We start from the raw sequence: 23671 nt of genomic DNA, 5'->3' as shown, positions 1-23671 counted from the left end.
GCTTTTCCTCCTAAAACCATACATTATAAGCGATTAAAACAGATGTCACCATTACTAATAGACTTAGCGGGAGTCCCACTTTTACATAATCGATAAACTTATAGCCACCGGGACCATACACTATTAAGTTTGTCTGGTAACCAATCGGTGTAACGAAGCTTGCTGAAGCGGCTATCGCAATCAGGACAGCTATTCCCAGCGTATCGACATGAAGTGTATGTGCCATTTCAATTCCGACCGGAAGCATCATAACGGCTGCTGTGCTATTCGTAACAATCTCTGTAAACACATTTGTCAGGATATAGATCATAAACAAAACGACCAGTAACCCAAGCGGCTCACCAAGCTCCAGCAGACGAGCCGCAACCCATTCCGCCAGACCCGTTTTCCTCATAGCAGTTCCTATTCCCAACGAACTGGCAATCATTAATAAAACGTTGAAGTGAATATAATTCTTTGCTTCCTGAGGTGTAATCATTTTCATCGCCAAAAATACTAATACTGCCAGTGCCATCGCTTGAAACATGCTGAGCCACCCCAGCGTTACCGTCATAATCATCACAAGCAGCATGGTAATGGAAAACCAGCCCTTCTTTGTACTTTGGTGCAGAGAAGGCGGTGTATTCAATGACGACACGACAAAAAAATCATTCGACTGTTGATATTTTTCAATAAAGTCCGTACCAGCCAAAAGCAATAATGAATCCCCCGGCTTCAAAATGATGTCGCCAACCTTGCTCTTCATCCGTTCATTATTTCGGTGTACTGCAATAACACCTGCATCATATTGTGAACGGAACTGCGACTGTCTAATTGATTTAGATATCAGGGAAGACTGGTCTGATACGACCGCATCCACCAGCATGCTTGATCCATCTTTAAGCTGACCAAGCTCCATGTTTGTCCCTGTTTCCAGCTCCAAACCTTTCATCTGCTGTAAGTCAGCTATGGTTGAAATCAGCCCCGTAAAAATCAATCGGTCACCACTCTGAATTACCGCAGTTGACTTGACTGGTGAAATCCGTTCTTCACTACGGATAATCTCAATCAAGTAAAGACCCTTCAGACCACGCAGACCTGCTTGCCTGATACTCTTGCCCAGATGTTCGAAATCCTGTGTCACTAGTAGTTCAGCGATATATTCTTTGGAGTCTTCCTTCATCTTCTGATGGAAGCTTTTGTTATCCGGCAGTAATTTGTATCCGATGGTAAATAGGTAAATCAGTCCAACCAGAGTAGTCGGAATACCGACGGCAGCTAATGTGAATAATGAAAAACCCTCTAGCCCAAAGTCCAGCATCAAACCGTGAACAACGAGATTTGTCGACGTTCCGATTAATGTGATCATCCCGCCTAAAATAGTGGCATATGACAATGGGATTAAAAACTTGGAAGGAGCAATTCTGCTATCTTCGCACCATTTTTTAATCATTGGCGTAAGGGCTGCCACAATCGGTGTATTATTTAAAAATGCGGAAAACGCAGATGTCGGCACCAAAAAACGCAGCATCGCACCTGTGTGTGAACGACTGTTTTGCAGCCATTTTCCCATCATTTGATTGATTAGACCACTCTTCTGTATCGTTCCTGCAACAATGAACAATAATGCGATAGTCAGCATCCCTTCATTGGAAAATCCGGCAAGCGCCTCGTCAACTGTCAATATGCCCGATAGAAGTAATATCATCAATATGGAGAAAAGAACTATGTCAGGCCGGATTAATTCAAAAATCAGAATGGAAAACATGGTCAGCAGTAACATCAGAACAAACATCATTTCCAGCGTCATAACATTTCATCCCCTCTTTATCTGCATGCTCAAGAAAAAGAAATTAGAGCAGGATTTTTGAACAGCCTTCCTCATTTTCTTCGCATTCCTCTGATTAGTACATCCGCAACTTCCGGACGTGAAAATTCTTTGGGCGGACGTTTGCCATTACGAAGCATTTCACGTACTTTTGTGCCACTTAAATCAACATGGTTTTCCTTGTCATGCGGACAGGTTTTCCCGGATGCCATATTTTCACAAATGTTGCAGTAAAACGCATTTTCAAACTTAAAAATCCGAATACCGAGTTCTTCTTCATATTGACCGATCAGTGTTTGCGCATCATATGCACCATAATAATTACCAACACCAGCATGATCACGTCCGATGATGAAATGTGTACAGCCATAATTTTTGCGTACAATAGCATGTAAAATCGCTTCTCTCGGTCCAGCGTAGCGCATTGCTGCCGGATAGATGACAAGACGGACACGATCTTTCACATAGTAATTTTTTAAAATTATTTCATAGCTTTCCATCCGGACAGCTGCCGGAATATCATCAGGCTTTGTTTCACCGACAAGCGGATTCAGCAGTAAACCATCGACCGACTCCAGAGCAGCCTTCTGAATATATTCATGTGCGCGGTGCACCGGGTTACGTGTCTGAAAACCAACGATTGTTTTCCAATTCAAATCAGCAAACATCTGCCGTGTTTCAGATGGATCCATGTAATAAGCTGCAAATGGACTATGATCCGGCCGGCGAAGCAGTGTAATTGGCCCGCCAAGGTATACATGTCCTTTTTCATAAACTTTTTTCACACCGGGATGTGCCGCATCAGTCGTGCCATAGATATGCTGTGCTTCTTTCTTTTTGTCATATCCATATTTCTCCTCCAGCTCGAGTATCCCGTAAATGATATCATCCTTTCCTTTAAGAGCAATTTGTTCACCAACGTTAATGTTTAGAGCCTGTTGTTCGGTGACCGGCAGTGTAATGGGAATGCTCCAAATCATGCCATCTGCAAGACGTGTATTGGCAATAACATTTTCATAATCAGCTTGCTTCATAAACCCTGTCAGCGGACTAAAGCCTCCGGTCCCAATCAATTCCATATCGGAAATCACCCAGGGGTCCACAATGATTGATGGAAGCCTTTCAGCATGTCTGGCTGCTTCATCTTTTTGCTGTCCAGTTAATTCACGGCTGATTAATCTTCCGCCGTGTGGTTGATTGACCATACTATAACCTCCAAATTTCAATTTTCATATAGTAATATATTGAATAGCAACATTGGCCGAAACCGCTTATGACTCAAATTTATCGCAGTGCAATTGGCTTGATTTTTATTCGGCTCCCGTGGATAATAATAAAATACCCTGGCTGCCAAACCAGAGTATTTTTCACCTTTCTATTTCCAAAAATAGGGAGTGAAGAAAAACAAATCTTTCTTGATAAATATTTTTTCTACGCTGCTACAGGAAAGCGGACGAAATTAATAGCATCCAAAGATATATATATTTTGACATTGCCTCCATAGCCGCTTGTCACATCAATTACTAAAACCAAATCTGCGGTAACCGTTGAGAGAATACCTTCGATTAAATTGTTATCTGTAGCTAATTCCACATTTGATCCGGTTCGAGTAGATAATTCAGCAACAAACCTCGCTTCAAACATTTGGACCCCTCCCTTACATATTACTGACAAATTCAATTTTTTCTATTTGGGTCAGTACTTGTGCGCCAGAAGCTTCAATCATCGTAATATAGTCATTTTGAACATTGAGTAATGTTCCAGTTATTGTGTCAAAAGGAGTAGTGACCTGCACCTGTTCGTTTACTAAACCCAGTAAAACTTCTCTAATGGTTGTCGGGGTAGCAGGAGTTCTTCCTCTGCCGAAACCAAAATCCAAATTTAAACTCTGATCTAAATCCAGATTGAGCCCCGGTAAATTGAGAGAAAAACTGTTACTTAACGTGCTATCATCGCTGGTGCTATTGTTATTGAATGTGTTTTGTGACAAGAGGTTTAGCAACCCTAATAAATTTCTTTGACGATCTGTTAAATTAGCCAAGCTCATTCATTCCTTTCCATAATAATTTTCGGGATCTCCTGTCTATTACTACTAATAAGGAAAATCACAGCTGCTTAGAAGTCTGCCGGCATCATTCCGACGTCTTCAGATTCTTTAACGATTATCTCTCCCCCTGAGACTGGATTACTATAGACAGACTAATTCATTTTGTTTTATGGTCACACCATTTTAACGGTTATTATCACAATGATTAAGAGCACGCACCTTTTTACATTGGTCATATTGCGTGCTTTTCTGAAATCGGATTTTTTTGTTATTTTTCTTTTGGTCATAGCCTTTATTCTTACATTTATCAGTGTTTGTCCTAGTATTTGAAACTATATTCACTGCCATCGTGTTTTTTACATTTTTGATTTTTCTCAGTCTCAGATCAGCATCCATAAAGCTTGCTTCCCATTGGAATAAACTTTATGGGGGGGGGAATTTGGCAAGCCAAGCTTTGAAAAATAGCAGGTTTGCCTTTGTTGTGCTTATACTTTATTCCTTAAATTGGAACAAAGTCTATATGACCTATCATTCACACTCCTTTCTTCTTGTTATAAAATAATTTATGTTTTTTTAATTAGCGAGATTGTACATATTCATTAAAATAGTGTTTTCAAGAAATAAAGGGCTGGGGAGAAGCCGGGAAAGCATCAAAAACGGGAGCTTTTCATTTATGGACTTTGGACTGTTTCTCTTTTCGGTTCCAAAAGCTGATATGAAGAGTACGCTCTTTTTGTTCGCTAAACGAATTTATTTATAGTAAGCAATAGAGTTAAAAGGCTTCCTTATTTTATATAGAAGACAAACCGAAACTTTATAAATATTCGCAGAACAGGTTTTTGTGGGACTGCTATACTAAAATACCGAAATACTGGAAACACTATTTCAAACATTTTTCACAGAAGGTTTCCGGCCTGTTTTTTATAGCTAAAAATTTTAGTGATATGTCTATACCCATCCAGCTAACTCAGAATATATTAGTTGAGAACGTCGTATTTATCAATCTACATCTCCTACAAATACTTCTACTCCAACATTTTATAAAGAAAGGGGAATCATAATGTCCCAGCCCAGCCTGCCAAATTTCACGCCCAATATAACTTTTACTAGAGATGACGCGATTAATCTTCTTCTTGCTTCGATTGCAATGGAGGAACTAGGACTTTCTCACATCATTAACGCAGAAGGGGAAAAAATCCAATATGCGCTTGGTACAATCCCAGGCTTAACAACACCAGCAACTTTACCAGAAATACTTGAAGTGAATGAAGCTGTTCAGGATATGCTTGCAACAGCGATGAAAAAAGAACTTTTATTAGATAACAAGTTAAAACAGGTAACCAGTATTATGCCTGATGGAAGTGTTGGACCTCCAGGGCCGCCTGGCCCAACAGGACCTGCTGGACCTGCCGGTGCTACCGGACCCGCTGGACCTGCCGGTGCTACTGGACCTATTGGACCTGCTGGACCTGCTGGTGCTACTGGACCCGCTGGACCTGCCGGTGCTACCGGGCCTGCTGGACCAGCCGGTGCTACCGGTGCTACTGGACCTGCCGGCGCTACCGGCCCTATTGGACCTGCCGGTGCTACCGGGCCTGCTGGACCAGCCGGTGCTACCGGTGCTACTGGACCTGCCGGCGCTACCGGCCCTATTGGACCTGCCGGTGCTACCGGGCCTGCTGGACCAGCCGGTGCTACCGGTGCTACTGGACCTGCCGGCGCTACCGGCCCTATTGGACCTGCCGGTGCTACCGGGCCTGCTGGACCAGCCGGTGCTACCGGTGCTACTGGACCTGCTGGCGCTACCGGACCTATTGGACCTGCCGGTGCTACCGGACCTATCGGACCTGCTNGACCTATTGGACCTGCCGGTGCTACCGGACCTATCGGACCTGCTGGTGCTACCGGGCCTGCTGGACCTGCCGGTGCTACCGGTGCTACTGGACCTGCCGGCGCTACCGGACCTATTGGACCTGCCGGTGCTACCGGGCCTGCTGGACCTGCTGGTGCTACCGGACCTATTGGACCTGCTGGACCTACTGGTGCTACTGGACCCGCGTTTGCAGAGAACGGATTTGCAGCACGTCAAGGAACAATGACTGTAACTGGTTCAGAGCAATTAGTCAGCTGGTCTACTTTACCTCCTTCTTACCCTAGTCCTAACTTTAACGCTTTAGATGGAATATTTACCGTCCCTGTGACAGGTCGGTACTCCATTGATGCAACAATAAACTACCAAACAACTGCCGCACTTACCATTTCTCTTGGTGCGGGAATAGACCCTGCTTTTGCAGTTCAACGGATTACACCAAACCCTACAACATTAATAACCGGCTTATTCCCTGTACTGAATGTAAACATTGCACTGCTCCTCACCTTAAGAGCTGTATTAGGAAACGGAACCGTAACCTTAGCAGGAGAAGTCCAGCTTAATGCCGGGGATCAGATTGGTCTATTCTATATAGCTGATGGTTTAAACATTGGCTTAAACTTAGGGGGCAGCGATCAGCAAGGTATCTATTGGTCAATCAATCAAATTGCATAGCCTATTTAATCTGGAGTGTGTACACACTTCAGATTTCTTTATTACATAGCGCATGTGAAATCGAAAAAAGCTTTCATCACATCTGTCTTTCTCACTAAATCTTTCACACTTTTATTCGTTCTAAAATAGACCATTACCCAATTATGGAACAGCCTAAATGAGGCAGTCATACGATAAATGTATAGCCAATAGATTTATGTCTAAAATGAGGAGGAAACACCTTGTCACAAGCAAACATCCCAAATATTACACCGGAAATTTCTATTAACCGAGATGATGTCATTAATTTATTGTTAGCATCTATTGCATTAGAAGAGCTGGGACTGGCTCATATTATTAATGCAGAAGGAGAAAAGATCCAATACGTATTAGGTACACTGGCAACATCTCCAGAGGGTATCGCATCATTAGATGACTTAATCAGCATAAATGAGAGTGTCCAATGCACTCTGGAGACTGTATTAAAGAAAGAGCTCCTATTGCAAACTAAACTAAAAAATGTCATGGACATAATTGAATAACAGTTTTTCAGCTACTTATAGTGCATGTTCAAAAGAGACGATAAAAAGGAATAGGCAGACTTAGGTTTTAGGCGTCCTTGTTGCAACGCCGACACTAGCACGTCCTGAAACGAAAAAGCAAGCCAACACGATTTTGCAGGATGCGATGACTTCCGGGCTGCCTGCAGGCGTTCTTAACAGAGTTCCTTTTCCCGCTGTGTCATTTTTGTTGGACTTTTTTGAACATCCTCCTATAAAAATGTCCTTTCTAAATAAACAAAGCGATTTGTATGGTAATGGTTCATTTATCACCAGAATACTTATCACGCTTTCCGTAAGACAGTATGCTGGTTCATGCTATATTAGCCTTTCACAAAATCAAGTTACTATTAATACCTATGTTAAACGAAAGGAGGACACACCATGTCAATGCCAAATATCCCCAATATTACTCCTATTATCTCGTTAGATCGCTGTGAAACAATTGATTTACTATTATCTTCCATCGCTTTAGAGGAAATTGGCTTATCTCATATTCTGAATGCGGAAGGAGAAAAGCTTCAAGCATTCTTAGAAAAATCCGATCATTGCTTAAACGACTATTTGCGTATAAATGATAGTGTAAATAAAACACTGCGTACCATTGTTAAATCACAAATGCTGCTGCAGTTTAAATTGGAGGATGTTGTTGCGTTGGATGAAACTTCTATATGTTCTTGCGTATGCACATGTGAGCATCAGGAAGGAACAGGCAAAAAAAGAGGCTGCTGTCATCATCATTGTGAAGAATGCTGCTGTCATTCACAGGGTTGCAGATGTAAGCAATGTGAGAACAATAGACCTTACTCTGATTACTAAATGGTGAAAGGGAGGGAAACAGGAAATGGCATACAGTAATTCCACACTAGAGGAGAAACTAGATAAATGCGAATCCAATTATCTAACCTATACGCACATTTTCTTATACTTCCTTACCGATTACATGGAGGAGGTCCGTAAATATACACAAATAGGAGAGATTCCAGAAAAACAGCGCTTTGAAAGACAGTTGCTTTCATCTCTTACTTCCCTTGAAAAATTGCATTATCATTTTTTTCATCAACAGGAGCTGTTGGAAGAAATTTATCACCAGTCAGATACATCATTCATGGAACAGAAGGATGTTTCCAAAAAACTTGTTAAAGAGGCTATTCGAGAGGAAATATTCGAACTCAAAAAACAAATTCAGCAGCACTCTTTTTCTTTAGATACGTATAAAAACCGCTGTCTGGACTGTTTACATTTATTACTAAGCTATTATCCCAAGGTCACGATTATTCGTGATACTTCCCCGCGCGGTCCCTGGTTTTCCTCTAAAAAGGCGGGAAACCGTTCCTGACACCTATTTAAACAGGAGGAAATCAAATGGATAAAAAACCAACCATTACCTTATGTATGATTGTCAAAAATGAGGATGCTTTTCTGGAAAAATGCTTATCAAGCGTGCAGGACTTTGTAGACGAAATCATTATTGTAGATACTGGTTCAACAGATCAAACCATTCTCATTGCTAATCAATTTCATGCAAAGGTCTATCATTATCTATGGGATGATCATTTTGCGAATGCCAGAAATACAGGATTAGCTAAAGCAACAGGGGAATGGATATTATGGCTGGATGCTGACGAATGTCTGGACGTACAGAATCCTGAAGGTCAGAAGATAGCTTTAAAAAAGAAAACTGCAAATATACTTTCCCTGCCGATAACAAATTTTATCGGGGAGCATATAAATGATTCCAATCAAGCCTCCTATATGCATTATCAGCCCCGCTTATTTCGTAATCATTGCGGGATTACATTTATTCACCGAATTCATGAAACGTTAGATGGAGATCCCAGTCAAATGACTACGGATACACTAAAGCTTCCTATTCTTCATTATGGCTATATTCGTGAGATAACCATCCAGAAAAATAAATCAGCCCGTAATAGAAAGCTGTTGGAATTAGAGGCGGAAAAAGCACAGCACAGTCCCTGGATTGAATATCACCTTGCCAGTGAATATTACCGCAATCATGAATACGATCAAGCAATGGAATACGTCAATCGATCTATTTTTAACTTTTTATTAAGCGGGCAAAAACCTCCTTCCATTCTCTATAAATTAAAGTACGATATGCTCATTCAAACAAACAGTCTCGATCAAGCGTTGCCGGGCATTGAAAAGGCGCTGCTGCTTTATCCCGATTATGTTGATTTACATTTTTATAAAGGGCTGATTCTTTTCCGGCAGGCAGATTTTCAGGATGCAAAAGCATGCTTTGAAAAATGCTTAGAGCTTGGTGAAAATCATCCCGGCTACTTAATCCTTCAAGGTGTCGGGAGTTTTCGAGCCGAGCAGTACCGGGACACCTGCTTAGACCAGTTAAAAGAATCAAATGAAGGAGGAGCGTCATGAAGCATGTTATATATATCGGCTGGATTGGCTACAACAATCTGGGCGATGAATTAATGTTTGAATGCTTTAAGAAAGAATTTTTTAAACTTGGCGATACTTATAAATTGGATTTAGTAAATAATGAAAAACGTTATCTGGATAATGCAGCCCTGCAAAATTACGATTTAATCGTACTGGGCGGCGGTTCTATTCTCAGCGGTGCAGCTTATCCCATTCAGCCCTATATTATGGAGACACTTTATCAAGCACTGCAAATGAATAAAAAAGTTATGATTTGGGGCAGCGGTATTGACTGGGTGCCAAAGGATTATCTTTCTGACAGGCAGAACATAAACGTTATTACCGCTAATATGACCGATACATTTCATAAAAATCTGAACACCGTGTTTCATGAATGTGTCTGGAGCGGTGTCAGAGGTCCATTAACAAAGCAGTTCTTACAGGATGCCGGTGTTACAAATGAAGTGAAAGTTAGTGGAGATCCGGCATTCTTACTGCCGAATGCATTAGATACAGACCCATTCTCTGACAATTTTTCATCAAATGATAAAATAATTGGGGTCAATTGGGGGACTTCCTTTGATAATATTTATGGAAGAAATGAAATTACGCTGGAAAATCAGCTAGCAGCTGCTTTAAATCAGCTTATCTCTCAAGGCTATAAAATTTATTTTTATCTGATGTGGGATGCAGATTCGGAGCCTACCAAACGGCTCGCCGCAAAACTGAACGATCCCTCTTCTTATCAACTGGATAACAATGTATACACTGCAGCAGAGTCTATCGCTTTAATCAAGCATTTTACACTTACAATTAATTTTAAATTGCATGCCAATTATTTATCTCTCGCAGCGGGAGTCCCTTTTATTGCTTTAGGCTACCGGTTTAAAATATTTGATTTTGTCCGTTCTGTTGGATTGGATCAGTTGGCTATTGCTACAGATGATGCAGAACTGGAGCGCAAAATAATGGATCTCATTGAAATAATAAACAGCAGTTATACAGAACTGGTCAACACGATGGCTAAACAGCATCAATTCTATCGTTCCCAGCTGCTGGAGCCGTTTGAGCACGGTTTATATATTTAAAGTATTATCAATAAAGGAAGCGACCGTTAAAATGACAAAATTAAAAATATTATTTATGACGCGTGATGATCATGCCTATACTGTCCCTGCGTCCTACTACTTTATTCAAGAGCTGCGAAAAATAACCGATTTATTTGTATCTCATCAAGCTGGTGATATTAAACAGATTCTGGATTCCATCTCTTTTAAACCGGACTTTATCTTTTTTAATGATTATTTAGAAAATGGATCACCAATTATTACAGGACTTAAAAACCTCACTATCCCCTTTGCAGTTGGTTTGCATGACTTACATTTTCAAACAGCGCTGCGAAAAGCTATCATTGAAAAAGAAAACATACAGCATATATTTACTTTTTACCGGGATAAATTCCTGCAATGGTATCCAGAATTCAATGACCGTATGCACTGGCTTCCACACCATGCACATCAGGAAATCTACCAAGACTATCAACACCAGAAAGATATTCCGATTCTATTAACGGGACCTGTTTTGGAGGATTTTTATCCGTTACGTGCCATCATGCAAATGCGGCTGAAAAACAGAGCAGATTTTGTTCACCACCTGCATCCGGGTTACCGGACCATTCATGCTGATGAGAAGGATGCTTTTGTCGGTAAGAGCTATGCCCAAGAGCTCAATCGATCTAAAATTGTCTTGTCCTGTGACTCTATTTTCAAATATCCGCTCATGAAATATTTTGAAATTACTGCCTGCAATACCTTGCTGTTAGCCAGCTATTCTAAGGAATTAGGTGACTTAGGGTTTGTGCCCGGGGTCCATTTTGTTGCAATCGATGAGCTGAGCTTTGAAGAAAAAATTGATTACTATCTGCATCATCAGGAGGAGAGAGAGTGCATTGCCCGTAATGGTATGATGCTGACAAAAGAGCGGCATACGACCGAAAAGCGCGCAAAGGAATTTTTGGCAGAGATTGAAGCTATTTTAATGCAAGGAACTTACTAATAGTGCGAGTTCAAAAAAGGTTGATAAATAGGATGAGTCTGGAACACATGGATTTATCCTATAAAATTAACAATAAAACAAGCTTTCTCTTTTTCTCCACTCTTGCTTATTTCTTTCCCGGCACAGGTAAGCATACATCCTTTTTTTCAGTTGATACATACATTGGTAATGCAAGCATAATCTTAAATACGAGGCAGGTGGCATCAGCATGAAGCCAAAAAAGATATTAATGTGTTATGGGAAAACAAGCTTCACCCCCGGCAGATATTTAGAGGATGCATTTCAGAATATCGGCGTAAAAGTGGATGTGTATCCGTCATTTATTGATTTTTCTACGGTTACTATGGAGGATTATATCGCTGTTTTATTTGTGGAAAGCCCTGCTCTTCCGCCCGTAAAGGTAAAGCATATTGAGTTTGTCAGCATTCCAAAGCTATTCTTGATTCATCATGGAGAGAACAGGCTGGCAACAAATAAAGTGCTGGCGCAGCAGTATCAGCCGGATCTGATATTAATGGCACATTCTTTACACTTAGCCAAGCATTTCCCGATACCTGTTAAGTTCTTTCCATTTGCAATGGCGAAGAATGTTTTTAATGATGATACGCTTCTTCAAAACAGACCAGTTGATATTACATCCGTCGGGACATTGGACCATTCCCTGTATCAAAAACGGGTACAGGCAATCGAAAAAATTACAAAGAAATTCCACTCTGATTATCAATTATCCTTTCACAAACGCGTATTCCTACATGATCTTGCCAGCGCATACGGTCAATCCAAAATCGTGTTCAATCATGCCGCAGATACGATTAAAAGCCTTAATTTTCGTATCTTTGAAGGAATAGGCTGCGGTGCCCTGGTATTAAGCGACAAAGTCCCGAAGTTGGATACACTGCTTGAAGATGGCAGGCATCTGGTTTTGTTTGATTCTCATCAGGACCTTTTAGAGAAAATAGAATACTATTTAACGCATGTGGACGAAGCACAGGTGATTGCATCGGCAGGCTATCAGCATCTGTTAAAGTATCATACCTACGAGCATCGGGCAGAGATGCTGTTGGAGTGGATAAAAAAAGGATTACAGCCGAAACGAAAGTAATCCTTTTTTCACATCCGTAAAGATTTTCAAATTATTCCCCCTTATATTCCTTAAAAAACCTTTCATTATACTGTACCTGAGGATTATTTGGGTGATAGTGCTTTGCTTTTTGATTATGCTTTTGAGCCAGCTTCTTCTCTCCTAACTGCCAATAACAAACACAGAGCTGCAAGTGTGGATACCAGGTGCTATATCCATGCTGCTGAAAACCTTGTGAATCATCCAGCTCTACATCTGTAGCCAGCCGATACCAGATAATTGCTTTTTGAAATAAATGCTTTTCCTTATATAAATCTCCAATTCGGCAGGATACTTCTGGTCTTGGTACATCATAAGTAATGGAAAGCACCAGTGCCTCAATCTCTTTTTCGGCATTCCCTAACAGCCGGTAGCATTCCGCCATATTGATACATGCACGAATTTCATCTTCCACCCAGCCTTTTTTTGTTGCTAAAAACTCCCGATAATAAATAACTGCTTTTTGAAACAAATGATGATCTTTTAATTCATTGGCATAATAAAATAAATCTCTCGGGCTGAATTCCTCTCCCTGCTCTAATCTTTTTTCATAAATTTTCAAATTACGATCATTAATTGCCTTTACATCAGACTTATCCGCCTTCCGATGGGTCACAGCTATATCAGAAGAGATAATGTTTCCAGATACCTCCAGATATTCGTGAACAGGACCTATCCATGTAAAGTTCCGCTCCCGTTTTACCAGACGATTCCTCCGATAGCTGAAGGTCGGATTATCAAATTCATCAAAAGCAATATGGTAGAGCATGGAAACTGCATCAACGGAAGCGTCCAGCTCTTCTTTCAATTTTTTTAATTTTTTCTGATCCTCCTCTTTTAAAATATCATCAGCATCGAGCCATAAAATGTAGTCTGAAGCCGCCTGTTTAAAAGCAAAATTCCTGGCAGCTGAAAAATCATCGATCCATTTAAAATCCATCACTTTCTCTGTATACTCACTTGCAATTTGCTTCGTATCATCTGTTGAACCTGTGTCTACAATAATGATTTCATCACAGATTGCATTTACACTGTCCAAACATTGACGCAGCACCTCTTCTTCATTTTTCACAATCATGCAAAGACTTATTTTTACCATATTCACACCACCAACAAACAAGATATAATAATATATGTTGTGAAGGCGCTATCGGAAACAAAGTATTGAAAAATGGTTGAATGGACGACCGTAATCATCATAATCGTCAAAATCATAACTAAATTGTCTGGTTACATCTTCTTGGCTAACCCTTGCTGGTTCTCCATCAATTTCTTCAGGAATAAGCTAATAGACCTTCTATATTTCCTTCCAAATAACTTTCTGTCAAATAAGTAATTAACCGCCTGATACCTGTTTAATAGCTTGCACAAAAAGCCCTTCTCCCTCCAGCCATTCTGCCAGGAAAACATCGCGGAATTTATCGACTCCTTGGTTTTTTAGCTCTTTTTTTAACCAGTCAGAGTTCTTACCAATTTCCACTAGTTCATCATGCAGTAATTCCCCATCCCGAATTAGAGTTACTGGAACATACACTGTTTTCGGAGGCAATTGCATATCCTCCTGCTGCAGCTTCTGCTTCGGTGTTTTTTTAAGATACTGATTGATCCGTTTGCCTCAAGGTAGCAGTACGCAACTTCCCGTATTGAAAAAGTTTCAGATTGACGCAGGAGACTCTGAAGCTGGTTAATATTCATTTTATTCTTTTTAAGCTGGTCACGATTTATAATGCCATTGTGAATCAAAACCGATGGCTTACCTTCAGAAACTTTTCGGAACAGCAGGAACTTCTGACCAAGAACTTCCACAGTAAAAATCATGGCTGCCCACAATGTCATGGAAAAAATAATATATTCGACCCCGACTTCTTTATCATAGAGCGCATTCCCAAGCAGCTCACCAAAAACAATCGCCGCGATGAAGGTGAATGGTGTAATTTGTTCAATGATTTTTTTGCCAAGTATTTTAATTAAAATAAACAGGACGACAAATCCAGTAACCAGTTCTACTGCCAATGCAATAAAATTCATATGTGTCCACTCCAATCCAATAATCTTTTATCATGATTGCCAATTAAGCAAGGATTCAACCGGAGTGATGCGATTACTCGTCCCACTAAAATATTTACATCGAAAGCTTGAGCATCGTCTATCATAATTAGGCGAGAGGACTCCCAACCTCAAGCAATGTGTAGGGAATAAGATTCAAGAAAAAGGAAATCAATAAGATGGAATAAATATTACTTATGTGAGGTGACAACGATGAAATTCAAAAAGCTAACTTTATGTATGATTACTACAATTCTTTCTGCCGGGTTATTGTTTGGATGTAGTACAGTACAAGAGGAGCAGGAGCAAGACAAACCTTTTGAACATCCACAGCGAAACGATTGGGGTGGAAAAGGAAATCAATAATGGATATTCATGAAGCCTTCATTTTAGATATGATATGATATGATATGATATGATGGCTTCATGAATCAGGGAATTAACCTATCTGATCTCCCGCCTAAATAGATTTGTTTTCCCCTCTATTTGAAAGACGGCAGTTAAATCTAAGTTTTCACCCTTTAACGGAAGATTGATCTTCTTCTAAACGAAAAACATGCATGCGGAACCCTTTACTGCGCCAAAATCTTTTACATATTGTTTTGCTTTCATTGATCTATCCCCAAAAAGAACTTCACTCATAAGCACATTCTTGGGCGTGCCGGGAAATAGTTATAGAAATCTCAATGAAGCAGCTAACTCGTTTATATGCTTTTGGCTAGCCCACAATACAAAGTAATTGTACATTATTCCTTGAATGTTAACCGGTCTTGGATATCTTACAATCAAAGCAGCCTGTTCTCTCATTTCCGGTGGCTGATTAGTGGAAGGAAATATAAAACATGCCTCCTGATTTTGAATGCGAGTTTGTATGATTCGAGGTTGTGAACCGTACGGCATTAATGGATGTAAGGCTTCGTTTTGACAGACTTTATCGATATGAAGACCTGCAGAAATAGCGGAGATTTGAAAAAAGCCGTCCTCCCCCTCGTATCTTTCCGAGCTCACCTCTCTCCAATTCATCGGATATTGCAATGTCACGTTATATACCAGATTAGTATATGTTCTTCTGGAAAGTTGAATGGGTGTTGGAGACCACTTGGCAACAGTGATCCTGATGCTGCTCATTAATTGTATAGGCACAGGATGATTGAGATCAATGTACCACATTTCACTTCCAAATGGTGCATCATTGCATCCGGAAAGATAAACGACTTTTCTGCTGTCAGGTGACCAGGTGACCGGAGTCGCAAAACAATCTGAAATGGCCCAAGTACGGTCCTTCCCCCCTTTTCTTTCTGCTATTCTGATAAGAGAAAAATATCCATTTTCCTCAAAAGCGTTTGCGCTATATGCGATTCTTGTTGAATTAGGCGACCATTCAGGGTAATAATTCCTGGCAAGCGGCCCTCCTCTTACTTCAAACACTTGGCCTGTGGCAAGGTCAACCGTGTGGATGATGGAAATACTCGCACCGGGTGTCGTATACAGAGCAAACTGACCGTCAGGGGAAAGACGTACATAATTAAGACGTCCTTCTTCGTTACGGGTGATCTGATCTTTTTCTGCCGTATCTGTTCTCATACGATATAACTGGCTTATGCTGGCTGCATCAGGGGCTTGAAAGAGAATGTCAATTCCATCAGGAAACCATTGCACATCCGAAGCTCCCGGTTGGGTAAAGCTTTGGACTTCATGGGAAATGATGTCGTATAAAATGATTTGCTCTTGTTTTGTATAAGCCAATCTTCGACTATCAGGTGACCAGTCTAATGTATGGATCTCACCTTCTGCCAGTTGGTCGATTTCGGCAATTTGCCCAGTCAGAAGATCGAACACGTATATAATCCTGTATCGACCAACAAAAGCAATTCGATGACTGTCTGAAGACCAGTAAGGAATGGAAAAGACATCTGCCAATCCCTCCGTAAGCTGAGTATGTCTTCCGTCACACGGGTCATATAGCCAAATATCGTAAGCATTTCCACGATCTGATACATAACTGATTAATCCAGTCTCAAACAAAACTATCTCCTCCCTGTCTATCATAATTAGGCGAGAGCACTCCCAACCTCAAGGAATGTGTAGGGTGAAATAGAGGGGCTGGACGTTTGCAGCACGCCACTGTGTCAACTCCGCTAACGTTAAGCGTTCATCAATGTTCGATACGTTAGAAACCCCCACTTCAAACTTTTGTTAGAAAATGAAGGGGCGGGAGTATTCATAACATATTCATGGAGGCAAGATGAAGTTCTAAATAAAGAAATTGACTGTTAAAATTTTATCTTAAAGAGGAAATTCTGATACCATTGGCGAACCTGCGTCTTCACTTTACCATAGTGGAAACTTCCCCGTTAAACGTGATTCCCTTCTCCTTTAATTCTTTTACTGCAGCATAAATGTCCTCTACTTCGAAAACAGTAGTTGCTGTGGAAGGAACAACTTGCTCGGCCTCTGAAAATCCAATATAGCAATCTTTCGTATTCGTGTGTACACTTGCCATGCCATTTTCTTTGTCATAGGAATCCACCTCAAAACCTAACAGCTCCGTGGAAAACTTCAACGTGCGCTCAACATTACTGACACTGTACCATATCGTAAACCCTGGTTTGTACATGCAAAAACTCCTTTAAGAGGATGTTCAAAAAGTCCAATAAAAATGACATGGCAAATTTCTGCGTTGACGTGATTTTTCCGATGGGACTGGGACTGCGATTACTCGTCCCACCGGAGAGCTTTTGCGATTACTCGCCCCACCAAAAGCGTTACTCACGTATTTCAAAGCATAGGGGAACTTCTGTTAAGACCGTTCACGTCCTGTGGAAAACACAGAAGTCATCACATCCTGTGAAAGCCTGTTCGTAAAAATCCCGTGCCTTGAACTTCTTGGTTCTTTTTATAGAACTTTTTGAACATGCACTTATATAATAAGGTATTTTAAAACCTTTTTATAATGCTCCTTTCTAAGAATAAGATTCAAGATAAAGGAAATAAATAAGATGTAATAAATATTACTTAAGTGAGGTGATAGCGATGAAATTCAAAAAGTTAACTTTATGTATGATTACTTCAATCCTTTCTGCTGGGTTATTGTTTGGGTGTGGCACAGTACAAGATGAACAGGAACCAGATCCATCTGAAGAACCTTCTGAACAACAGCAAAACGAAATGAATGGAAATGGAAATGGAAATCAATAATTGATATTCATGAAGCCTTCATTTTAGATATGAAGGCTTCATGAATATAATCCAGATAAAAAATAAGCATGGTAATCACCAATTTATTGTGATAACCACCATGTTTATTTTTGTTCATTGAGTTTGTCCCGCTTTATGAGAGGTAACTAGCAAAAAGGAGTAATGTCTATAAGCAGGTTCTTAATACAAAAGATTAGCAAGTTAACATTTCCAACGAGCCAAAAAGGAGGTCATTTGTACTTAAAATCAACTTTCCTTTCAATTGATTAGCTATTGCTGAAAAATTCTTAGTCCCCGCATCATAAACCCCTTTTCCATTCATATTATACCTGAAACAGGTACATCCAAAGTTAGTTTGATTTAGATATCAGGGAGCTCTTTATTTTATATGCTATGCGCTCATAGTTTATTACGTGACAGAAGCAAGAATTTAATACGAGGCTTTTTTCTTAATATTCCTTAAAATGATTCCACTTTTCGGGATACTTGGTATCTTCCCCATACTAAAGCTTAAGTCTTGATTGTCAGGAACTTCATAAGATATTTAATTAGCTAAGTATTGAAGACTTACTTTCATCATTTCCATCGTAGCCCATTCACCAGTGTTCTAAGAAATAATCTCCGCCGCCTTGAGGGATGAATTTAAACGGACTGCCTGCCCAATCAGCAAATCGATTTGGATCGAATACACTCGAATGGCAGGGTCGTGATTCGTACCGTATAAATCCAATAAAGTTAATGTCCCCTCTTTAAAATGGAAGTTATTCCATGTAAAATCTTTTTTCACCAAAACAGCAACAGCTGGGAAAAATGGATAGAAACGGCGAACTTTAAAACTAAAAGCATCAATAATATGCTGTTTTTCAGGATTACTCATGCTATTCCAAAATAGTTTTGCTTGACTAAAGTGGTCTTCAAAACTTTTACTTCGAGATCGAATTTTACTTCCATCAACTTTTTCCTGATAATGAGCATAGCCGCCATTCTTTTCATCTACCGTATGTGGTTAATTACCTGCTAAAGCATTATTTCGATAAGAGACTTGTCCCTTATTAATCGTTTGCCGGTGAAATCCATCCCGTTAATTATTATGGAACGGACAAACCGGGCGATTAATCGGTATCTCATGAAAGTTTGGAACGCCAAGACGGAACAGCTGTGTATCCGTATAGGAAAATAAGCGTGTTTGCAGCAATGGATCATTGGTAAATCCGATCCCAGGTACTATATTCCCTACGTGAAAAGCAACTTGTTCGTTCTCTGCAAAGACATTATCTACATTTCGATTTAAGGTCAGTTTTCCAATAATGCGTACAGGAACATCCTCTTCCGGCCAAAGTTTCGTTGAATCAAGAATATCAAAATCAAATTTAAACTCATCTTTTTCTTCTAAAATTTGAACACCGAGCTCGTATTCAGCATAGTTACCCTTATTAATTGATTCCCAGAGATCACGCCGATTAAAGTCAGGATCTTTCCCGCCCAGTTTTTCCGCTTCGTCCCATACAAGAGAATGTGTCCCTAATACCGGTTTCCAATAAAACTTAACAAAATAAGCTTTCCCTTCATCATTCACAAATCGAAATGCATGAACACCAAACCCTTCCATCATGCGAAAGCTGCGAGGGATGGCTCTATCACTCATCAGCCACATAACCATATGGGCACTTTCCTGATTTTGTGAAACCCAATCCCAGAACGTATCATGAGCTCCACTTGCCTGAGGCATTTCATTATGTGGCTCAGGTTTGATGGCATGGACAACATCAGGAAATTTCATACCGTCTTGAATAAAAAAGACGGGCATGTTATTTGCCACTAAATCGAAGTTTCCTTCTTCTGTATAGAATTTCGTGGCAGATCCTCTAACGTCTCTCGGTGTATCCTTGGAGCCGCGTGAACCGGCAACGGTAGAAAAACGGACAAAGACTGGTGTTTTCACATTAGGATTTTGCGGGAATTTCGCTTTCGTGTAAGGTTTCATTGACTCATATAACTCGAATTCTCCGTGAGCAGAAAAACCACGTGCGTGAACAACACGTTCTGGAATACACTCATGATCGAAGTGGGTCATTTTTTCACGGAAATGGAAATTTTCCATTAAGGTTGGTCCTCTTTCTCCGGCTGTTAAAGATAATTCATCTTCCGTTAGTTTAACACCTTGGTTCGTGGTCAGTTCTCCTTGCTATCTGCACTCCGAAAATATTCTAATTGTTCGTTTTTACTATTTTCATTTATTTTATTATCTTCATTCATAGTTTGGATGAACTTCCTTTCAACATGTAGTTATATTTTATTGTTGTTTTGATCAATAATCGATTAAAATTGCAGCTGAAAAATAAGAAAGCCCCTTCAAAAATGAAAGGGCATGTTCTTTAATGTAATGGAGGTTCTTGCGATGGAACGGCAGCAGGTGCATAACCTTCCTGCATCTGCATCATATCTTGCGGCGTAAGTTGCGGTACTTGATAGTATCCGTGTTTGTTTTGATACAGAGAAATTTCATAAGCCATTTCAATACAGTTTGGAACAGAATCTGCAAGAACTCTGCGTACAACGGGATTCGTAACCTCTAGTGCTGCTCCAGCTTTGGCTGGTACAGTCGATTTAACAGCGCTTAACATGCCATTAGAAATCGTTTCATCATTTATTTCTGTTGATGCTTGCATTGGTTTTTGAGGTTGAGAAGAAGCTTTTAATCCATAAGTGAAATGATTATCTTGCTTCATTTTATAACTTTGTGTCGGCTTTGCAGGATCTTGTCCCGTTTTAAAACATTCTAACGTAATATTATATTCATCTTGCATGAACGCTTTCTGACGTTCTAAAATATCACGAAGCTCCGGGTCTCTTACATGTTCGTTTAGCATTGTATAAGTGTTCATCGTATTAATTGCTCCTGATAGCACCTCGTGGACATCAAACATTTCATGTCCACCATGATTCATTTGTGGCGGGACAGCACTTGTATTTATTTGCTCATTTTGCATTTGGTTATTTTCCATCAGAATCCTCCTAGTTAATTTTCTTTCAATAATATGTTGACTAAGTTAATGGATAATTATACGTCTTTTTTTAAGAAGTAATCTCAAACTTAACAATACCAAAATCCATAAAGTATACACTTCCACGTAAACATGGTTTTCCCTCTAACCCTTCTCACTACAATATAAGTTGTACTAAAAAGTTTTATTTTCACAAATGTAATTAAGTGGAAATAAGTCAAAAGAATAAAAAGCTTGTGTTACTGCAAAATAATAATGCGTATTAACATGGACTTATTGGTGTAATAACTGGATTATCCGCTGCAATTATCTTTGATGTCATTGGAGCTTTTAATATTTAAACCAAAGGGATAGGAGTCGATTATTAATGACTGTAGGGACACAAGTAAAAAGTTGCTATGCTTCCATAAAAAGTATTGAAGGTGCGTTAGAGTCTTTACATGAAACAACTAGAAATCCATCTCTACAAACTGCAATTGAAGATGCGAATAAGCTTGTTGCCCAAGTAAAAAATGCTATGCATCATCAAGTGATTGAATTAATGAAAAAAGAGCCACAATTTAAATCATAGGAGGATCATTATGCCAGAATGGATTATTGTCATCCTTCGTTCCTTTATTCTGATTCTATTTCTTTTTTCTTTGGTCAAATGGTTAGGGACGAAGCAATTATCTCAACTGAATATCTTTGAAACCATTGCAGGTATCGTACTTGGAGGAATTGCTGCAGTTCATACAATGGATCCTGAAACAAACTTTTTTTACGCAATACTTGCTATGTTTATCTGGTTTATTGTACCGTTCGGAATAGAAAAATTATCACTGAAAAGTAAACGAGTGAGAGATTTTACAGAAGGTAAGACTACTATATTTATTCAAGATGGTAAAATCATGGAAGAAAACTTAAAAAAAGAAGGATACTCTACTGATGAATTGATGGAAAAATTAAGAGATAAAAATATTTTTTTAGCTTCTGATGTTGAATTTGCTGTATTGGAGCCGACGGGTACATTAAATGTACTACCTAAAAAAGAAAACCGACCTTTAACTGCAAAGGATTTGGGATTAACGATAGCTCCAGATAAAGAACCTCAGACGATTATTATGGACGGAAATATGATGCTGGAATCATTAGCCAACGCTTCTCTAAATCCTGATTGGCTGAGAACAGAGTTAGAAAAACAGGATGTAGCCTTGGAGAATGTGTTTTTAGGACAAGTAGATGATCAAGGCCAATTGTATTTAGATTTATACGATGACCACCTAGCTGTTGCTGAAGCTTCGCAATCTGCATTATTACTAGCTACGATTAAGAAATGTCAAGCAGATTTGGAAATATTTGCTTTAGCTTCAGATAATCAAAACTCTAAAGAAATTTATCAGACATGCAGTAAAAATATGGATCAGGTTCAATCTATTTTGGAACCATATTTAAAATAAACCTTTACAACTAAAAAATCCACTTTATTACAGGAATACCACAGTGAGCTGTTGCTCTTCTCGCTGGAATTAAATATCTATTCATACTTATTCCAAGCTTTATATCGGGAAATTTGAAATAAATTCATATGAAGGAGAAAAATATGTTTACTAAAAATGTAAATTCAAGTATGAAGTCTAATTATTCAAATCGCTACGCCTACTCAAATCGTAATCTATGGTCGGGCTTTCTGTTCGGTCTTGGTTTTGTAGCCTTTATCGATGAAACTGTTTTTCACCAACTATTACATTGGCATCATTTCTACGATAGATCAACGACTAGCATCGGTTTAATATCAGATGGACTTTTTCATGCTTTTAGTTGGCTGGCAACTGTTGGAGCTTTATTTATGGTTGGCGACCTTAAGCGGAGAAGCGCTTGGTGGTATATGAGATGGCAGGGTGGTGTACTCATTGGAGCGGGAGGATTTAATTTATATGATGGCATTATTCAACATAAACTAATGAGAATACATCAAATTCGCTACAATGTAGATATCCTGCCTTACGATTTGGTCTGGAACATAGCTGCGGCTATTATACTGATAATAGGCATTATCATCACAATTCACATACAAAATAAATTAAAGCGTGAGCTTCATGCACATGCATAATCATATTTCACTTGAAACTGGAGATTCTATTCAGCACATAGGCGAACTTATCTTATCCACACCTTTTATACTGGCTCTTGTCAGTTATTTCGTTTCTATATTCATTTCGATTCGTCGCGAGCGACCATGGCCATTATATAGGACTGTTTTTTGGACAATTGGCGTTTTCTGCTGTCTTACTGCCGTCGCCGGTCCTTTAGCAGATCGTGCCCACATGGATTTTACAGTTCATATGGCTGGTCATCTGCTGCTCGGTATGCTGGGTCCACTTCTCATGGTTCTTGGAGCACCAATGACGCTTATTTTACGTGCTTTAAGTGTACAGCAAGCACGAAAACTCACTCGGATTTTGAGAAGTAAAGCTTTAGGTGTTATAAGTAACCCTATTATTACTTCGATCCTTAATGTTGGCGGGTTATGGATTCTTTATTCAACCGATTTATTTTTTATGATGCATGAAAATATCTTTTTGCATGTAATTGTACATATACATGTTTTTTTAGCTGGTTACTTTTTTACAGCATCATTGATTTATATTGATCCAATAGCCCATCGAACCAGCTTTCTTTTTCGTTCAATTGTTTTAGTGTTGGCTTTAGCTGGACATGGCATCCTTTCCAAATACATTTATGCTTATCCACCAAATGGAGTTCCCGAATCTCAAGCACAAAGTGGTGCGATGTTAATGTACTATGGAGGTGACATGATTGATCTTGTATTGATTATTATCCTTTGCTTTCAATGGTTTAAAGCTACAAAACCTAGAGTTACTGTTAGTCCTCTTTCAGTTTAATCCTCTGTTTAAGATTTAAAAGGA

24 protein-coding genes and 1 pseudogene are annotated in these 23671 nt (G+C 39.5%); 14 read left to right on the top strand and 11 right to left on the bottom strand.

Features of this window, described 5'->3' with window-relative positions; genetic code table 11:
* Positions 1 to 10: 10 nt before the first annotated feature.
* The 4 genes from FLK20_RS17225 to FLK20_RS17210 all read right to left on the bottom strand — a co-directional run bounded on the left by FLK20_RS17225 (position 11) and on the right by FLK20_RS17210 (position 3848).
* The gene (locus FLK20_RS17225) at positions 11 to 1789 is read right to left on the bottom strand and encodes an SLC13 family permease (protein WP_152657827.1); all 1779 of its coding nucleotides are present in this window, start codon (positions 1787 to 1789) and stop codon (positions 11 to 13) included.
* 71 nt (positions 1790 to 1860) lie between these two features.
* A complete protein-coding gene (sat, locus tag FLK20_RS17220; RefSeq protein WP_152657826.1) occupies positions 1861 to 3012 on the bottom strand; it encodes a sulfate adenylyltransferase in 1152 nt (383 codons plus the stop codon).
* Positions 3013 to 3238: 226 nt separating this feature from the next.
* Positions 3239 to 3451, bottom strand: coding sequence for a hypothetical protein (locus FLK20_RS17215; protein WP_152657825.1), 213 nt, complete (start codon positions 3449 to 3451; stop codon positions 3239 to 3241).
* Between the two features lie 13 nt (positions 3452 to 3464).
* Complete coding sequence (locus FLK20_RS17210; RefSeq protein ID WP_152657824.1) at positions 3465 to 3848, bottom strand: DUF2642 domain-containing protein; 384 nt, start codon at positions 3846 to 3848, stop codon at positions 3465 to 3467.
* Positions 3849 to 4914: 1066 nt separating this feature from the next.
* On the opposite strand from FLK20_RS17210, the gene FLK20_RS17205 reads away from it, so the two are divergent.
* From FLK20_RS17205 to FLK20_RS17170, 8 genes are all read left to right on the top strand, one after another.
* A complete protein-coding gene (locus tag FLK20_RS17205; protein WP_152657823.1) occupies positions 4915 to 6399 on the top strand; it encodes an alpha-helical endospore appendage domain-containing protein in 1485 nt (494 codons plus the stop codon).
* Positions 6400 to 6620: 221 nt separating this feature from the next.
* The gene (locus FLK20_RS17200; RefSeq protein ID WP_152657822.1) at positions 6621 to 6920 is read left to right on the top strand and encodes an alpha-helical endospore appendage domain-containing protein; all 300 of its coding nucleotides are present in this window, start codon (positions 6621 to 6623) and stop codon (positions 6918 to 6920) included.
* Between the two features lie 402 nt (positions 6921 to 7322).
* Positions 7323 to 7757 (top strand): alpha-helical endospore appendage domain-containing protein, encoded by a 435-nt coding sequence (locus FLK20_RS17195; RefSeq protein ID WP_152657821.1) that lies wholly within the window; start codon positions 7323 to 7325, stop codon positions 7755 to 7757.
* Between the two features lie 25 nt (positions 7758 to 7782).
* A complete protein-coding gene (locus tag FLK20_RS17190) occupies positions 7783 to 8277 on the top strand; it encodes a hypothetical protein (protein WP_152657820.1) in 495 nt (164 codons plus the stop codon).
* Between the two features lie 26 nt (positions 8278 to 8303).
* Positions 8304 to 9338, top strand: coding sequence for a glycosyltransferase family 2 protein (locus FLK20_RS17185; protein ID WP_227995112.1), 1035 nt, complete (start codon positions 8304 to 8306; stop codon positions 9336 to 9338).
* Positions 9335 to 10426, top strand: coding sequence for a polysaccharide pyruvyl transferase family protein (locus tag FLK20_RS17180; RefSeq protein WP_152657819.1), 1092 nt, complete (start codon positions 9335 to 9337; stop codon positions 10424 to 10426). The genes FLK20_RS17185 and FLK20_RS17180 overlap by 4 nt, the downstream gene beginning before the upstream one ends.
* Before the next feature lie 31 nt (positions 10427 to 10457).
* Complete coding sequence (locus FLK20_RS17175; RefSeq protein WP_152657818.1) at positions 10458 to 11393, top strand: glycosyltransferase; 936 nt, start codon at positions 10458 to 10460, stop codon at positions 11391 to 11393.
* A 208-nt stretch (positions 11394 to 11601) separates the two neighbouring features.
* Positions 11602 to 12495 carry a glycosyltransferase family protein gene (locus FLK20_RS17170; RefSeq protein ID WP_152657817.1) on the top strand — a complete coding sequence of 298 codons (894 nt, stop codon included), beginning with the start codon at positions 11602 to 11604 and terminating at the stop codon, positions 12493 to 12495.
* A 31-nt stretch (positions 12496 to 12526) separates the two neighbouring features.
* Here the strand turns inward: FLK20_RS17170 and FLK20_RS17165 are convergent, their stop codons facing one another.
* The 3 genes from FLK20_RS17165 to FLK20_RS17160 all read right to left on the bottom strand — a co-directional run bounded on the left by FLK20_RS17165 (position 12527) and on the right by FLK20_RS17160 (position 14541).
* Positions 12527 to 13612 carry a glycosyltransferase family 2 protein gene (locus FLK20_RS17165; RefSeq protein WP_152657816.1) on the bottom strand — a complete coding sequence of 362 codons (1086 nt, stop codon included), beginning with the start codon at positions 13610 to 13612 and terminating at the stop codon, positions 12527 to 12529.
* Positions 13613 to 13849: 237 nt separating this feature from the next.
* Complete coding sequence (locus FLK20_RS22410; RefSeq protein ID WP_483310482.1) at positions 13850 to 14062, bottom strand: YetF domain-containing protein; 213 nt, start codon at positions 14060 to 14062, stop codon at positions 13850 to 13852.
* Complete coding sequence (locus tag FLK20_RS17160; protein WP_483310481.1) at positions 14032 to 14541, bottom strand: DUF421 domain-containing protein; 510 nt, start codon at positions 14539 to 14541, stop codon at positions 14032 to 14034. The genes FLK20_RS22410 and FLK20_RS17160 overlap by 31 nt, the downstream gene beginning before the upstream one ends.
* 231 nt (positions 14542 to 14772) lie before the next feature.
* Between FLK20_RS17160 and FLK20_RS21700 the strand changes: the two genes are divergently transcribed.
* The gene (locus FLK20_RS21700) at positions 14773 to 14925 is read left to right on the top strand and encodes a hypothetical protein (RefSeq protein WP_194165662.1); all 153 of its coding nucleotides are present in this window, start codon (positions 14773 to 14775) and stop codon (positions 14923 to 14925) included.
* Between the two features lie 306 nt (positions 14926 to 15231).
* On the opposite strand, the gene FLK20_RS17155 is transcribed toward FLK20_RS21700, so the two are convergent.
* Entirely contained in the window at positions 15232 to 16584 is a 1353-nt protein-coding gene (locus FLK20_RS17155) for a WD40 repeat domain-containing protein (RefSeq protein WP_227995109.1), read from the bottom strand.
* A gap of 301 nt (positions 16585 to 16885) precedes the next feature.
* Positions 16886 to 17176 carry a VOC family protein gene (locus tag FLK20_RS17150; RefSeq protein ID WP_152657814.1) on the bottom strand — a complete coding sequence of 97 codons (291 nt, stop codon included), beginning with the start codon at positions 17174 to 17176 and terminating at the stop codon, positions 16886 to 16888.
* A 416-nt stretch (positions 17177 to 17592) separates the two neighbouring features.
* Here FLK20_RS17150 and FLK20_RS21695 point away from each other — a divergent pair, with 416 nt between their 5' ends.
* Positions 17593 to 17757: a hypothetical protein gene (locus tag FLK20_RS21695; protein WP_194165661.1), complete on the top strand. Its 165-nt coding sequence runs from the start codon at positions 17593 to 17595 to the stop codon at positions 17755 to 17757.
* An 826-nt stretch (positions 17758 to 18583) separates the two neighbouring features.
* Here the strand turns inward: FLK20_RS21695 and FLK20_RS17140 are convergent.
* Positions 18584 to 20013: pseudogene (locus FLK20_RS17140) on the bottom strand (catalase); the annotation flags it as partial.
* Between the two features lie 119 nt (positions 20014 to 20132).
* Positions 20133 to 20762: a spore coat protein gene (locus FLK20_RS17135; protein WP_152657813.1), complete on the bottom strand. Its 630-nt coding sequence runs from the start codon at positions 20760 to 20762 to the stop codon at positions 20133 to 20135.
* A 367-nt stretch (positions 20763 to 21129) separates the two neighbouring features.
* Between FLK20_RS17135 and FLK20_RS17130 the strand changes: the two genes are divergently transcribed.
* The 4 genes from FLK20_RS17130 to FLK20_RS17115 all read left to right on the top strand — a co-directional run bounded on the left by FLK20_RS17130 (position 21130) and on the right by FLK20_RS17115 (position 23647).
* Positions 21130 to 21333 (top strand): DUF1657 domain-containing protein, encoded by a 204-nt coding sequence (locus tag FLK20_RS17130; RefSeq protein WP_152657812.1) that lies wholly within the window; start codon positions 21130 to 21132, stop codon positions 21331 to 21333.
* A 10-nt stretch (positions 21334 to 21343) separates the two neighbouring features.
* Complete coding sequence (locus FLK20_RS17125) at positions 21344 to 22201, top strand: DUF421 domain-containing protein (RefSeq protein WP_152657811.1); 858 nt, start codon at positions 21344 to 21346, stop codon at positions 22199 to 22201.
* 143 nt (positions 22202 to 22344) lie between these two features.
* Positions 22345 to 22854: a DUF2243 domain-containing protein gene (locus tag FLK20_RS17120; protein WP_370453207.1), complete on the top strand. Its 510-nt coding sequence runs from the start codon at positions 22345 to 22347 to the stop codon at positions 22852 to 22854.
* Complete coding sequence (locus FLK20_RS17115; protein ID WP_370453206.1) at positions 22847 to 23647, top strand: cytochrome c oxidase assembly protein; 801 nt, start codon at positions 22847 to 22849, stop codon at positions 23645 to 23647. The genes FLK20_RS17120 and FLK20_RS17115 overlap by 8 nt, the downstream gene beginning before the upstream one ends.
* The last annotated feature ends 24 nt before the right edge of the window (positions 23648 to 23671 follow it).

Origin of the sequence: Oceanobacillus sp. CFH 90083 (assembly GCF_009389585.1) — a bacterium.
Lineage (GTDB): Bacteria > Bacillota > Bacilli > Bacillales > Amphibacillaceae > Oceanobacillus.
The sequence above is the reverse complement of the archived record's forward strand: the minus strand, read 5'-3'. Positions and strand labels throughout refer to the sequence as shown.

Bases quoted from the DNA above. Each gene is read 5' to 3' on its own strand.
- FLK20_RS17225 (WP_152657827.1), bottom strand. From the start codon at position 1,789: ATGACGCTGGAAATGATGTTTGTTCTGATGTTACTGCTGACCATGTTT.
- sat (WP_152657826.1), bottom strand. From the start codon at position 3,012: ATGGTCAATCAACCACACGGCGGAAGATTAATCAGCCGTGAATTAACT.
- FLK20_RS17215 (WP_152657825.1), bottom strand. From the start codon at position 3,451: ATGTTTGAAGCGAGGTTTGTTGCTGAATTATCTACTCGAACCGGATCA.
- FLK20_RS17195 (WP_152657821.1), top strand. From the start codon at position 7,323: ATGTCAATGCCAAATATCCCCAATATTACTCCTATTATCTCGTTAGAT.
- FLK20_RS17190 (WP_152657820.1), top strand. From the start codon at position 7,783: ATGGCATACAGTAATTCCACACTAGAGGAGAAACTAGATAAATGCGAA.
- FLK20_RS17185 (WP_227995112.1), top strand. From the start codon at position 8,304: ATGGATAAAAAACCAACCATTACCTTATGTATGATTGTCAAAAATGAG.
- FLK20_RS17180 (WP_152657819.1), top strand. From the start codon at position 9,335: ATGAAGCATGTTATATATATCGGCTGGATTGGCTACAACAATCTGGGC.
- FLK20_RS17175 (WP_152657818.1), top strand. From the start codon at position 10,458: ATGACAAAATTAAAAATATTATTTATGACGCGTGATGATCATGCCTAT.
- FLK20_RS17170 (WP_152657817.1), top strand. From the start codon at position 11,602: ATGAAGCCAAAAAAGATATTAATGTGTTATGGGAAAACAAGCTTCACC.
- FLK20_RS17165 (WP_152657816.1), bottom strand. From the start codon at position 13,612: ATGGTAAAAATAAGTCTTTGCATGATTGTGAAAAATGAAGAAGAGGTG.
- FLK20_RS17160 (WP_483310481.1), bottom strand. From the start codon at position 14,541: ATGAATTTTATTGCATTGGCAGTAGAACTGGTTACTGGATTTGTCGTC.
- FLK20_RS21700 (WP_194165662.1), top strand. From the start codon at position 14,773: ATGAAATTCAAAAAGCTAACTTTATGTATGATTACTACAATTCTTTCT.
- FLK20_RS17150 (WP_152657814.1), bottom strand. From the start codon at position 17,176: ATGTACAAACCAGGGTTTACGATATGGTACAGTGTCAGTAATGTTGAG.
- FLK20_RS21695 (WP_194165661.1), top strand. From the start codon at position 17,593: ATGAAATTCAAAAAGTTAACTTTATGTATGATTACTTCAATCCTTTCT.
- FLK20_RS17135 (WP_152657813.1), bottom strand. From the start codon at position 20,762: ATGGAAAATAACCAAATGCAAAATGAGCAAATAAATACAAGTGCTGTC.
- FLK20_RS17130 (WP_152657812.1), top strand. From the start codon at position 21,130: ATGACTGTAGGGACACAAGTAAAAAGTTGCTATGCTTCCATAAAAAGT.
- FLK20_RS17125 (WP_152657811.1), top strand. From the start codon at position 21,344: ATGCCAGAATGGATTATTGTCATCCTTCGTTCCTTTATTCTGATTCTA.
- FLK20_RS17120 (WP_370453207.1), top strand. From the start codon at position 22,345: ATGTTTACTAAAAATGTAAATTCAAGTATGAAGTCTAATTATTCAAAT.
- FLK20_RS17115 (WP_370453206.1), top strand. From the start codon at position 22,847: ATGCATAATCATATTTCACTTGAAACTGGAGATTCTATTCAGCACATA.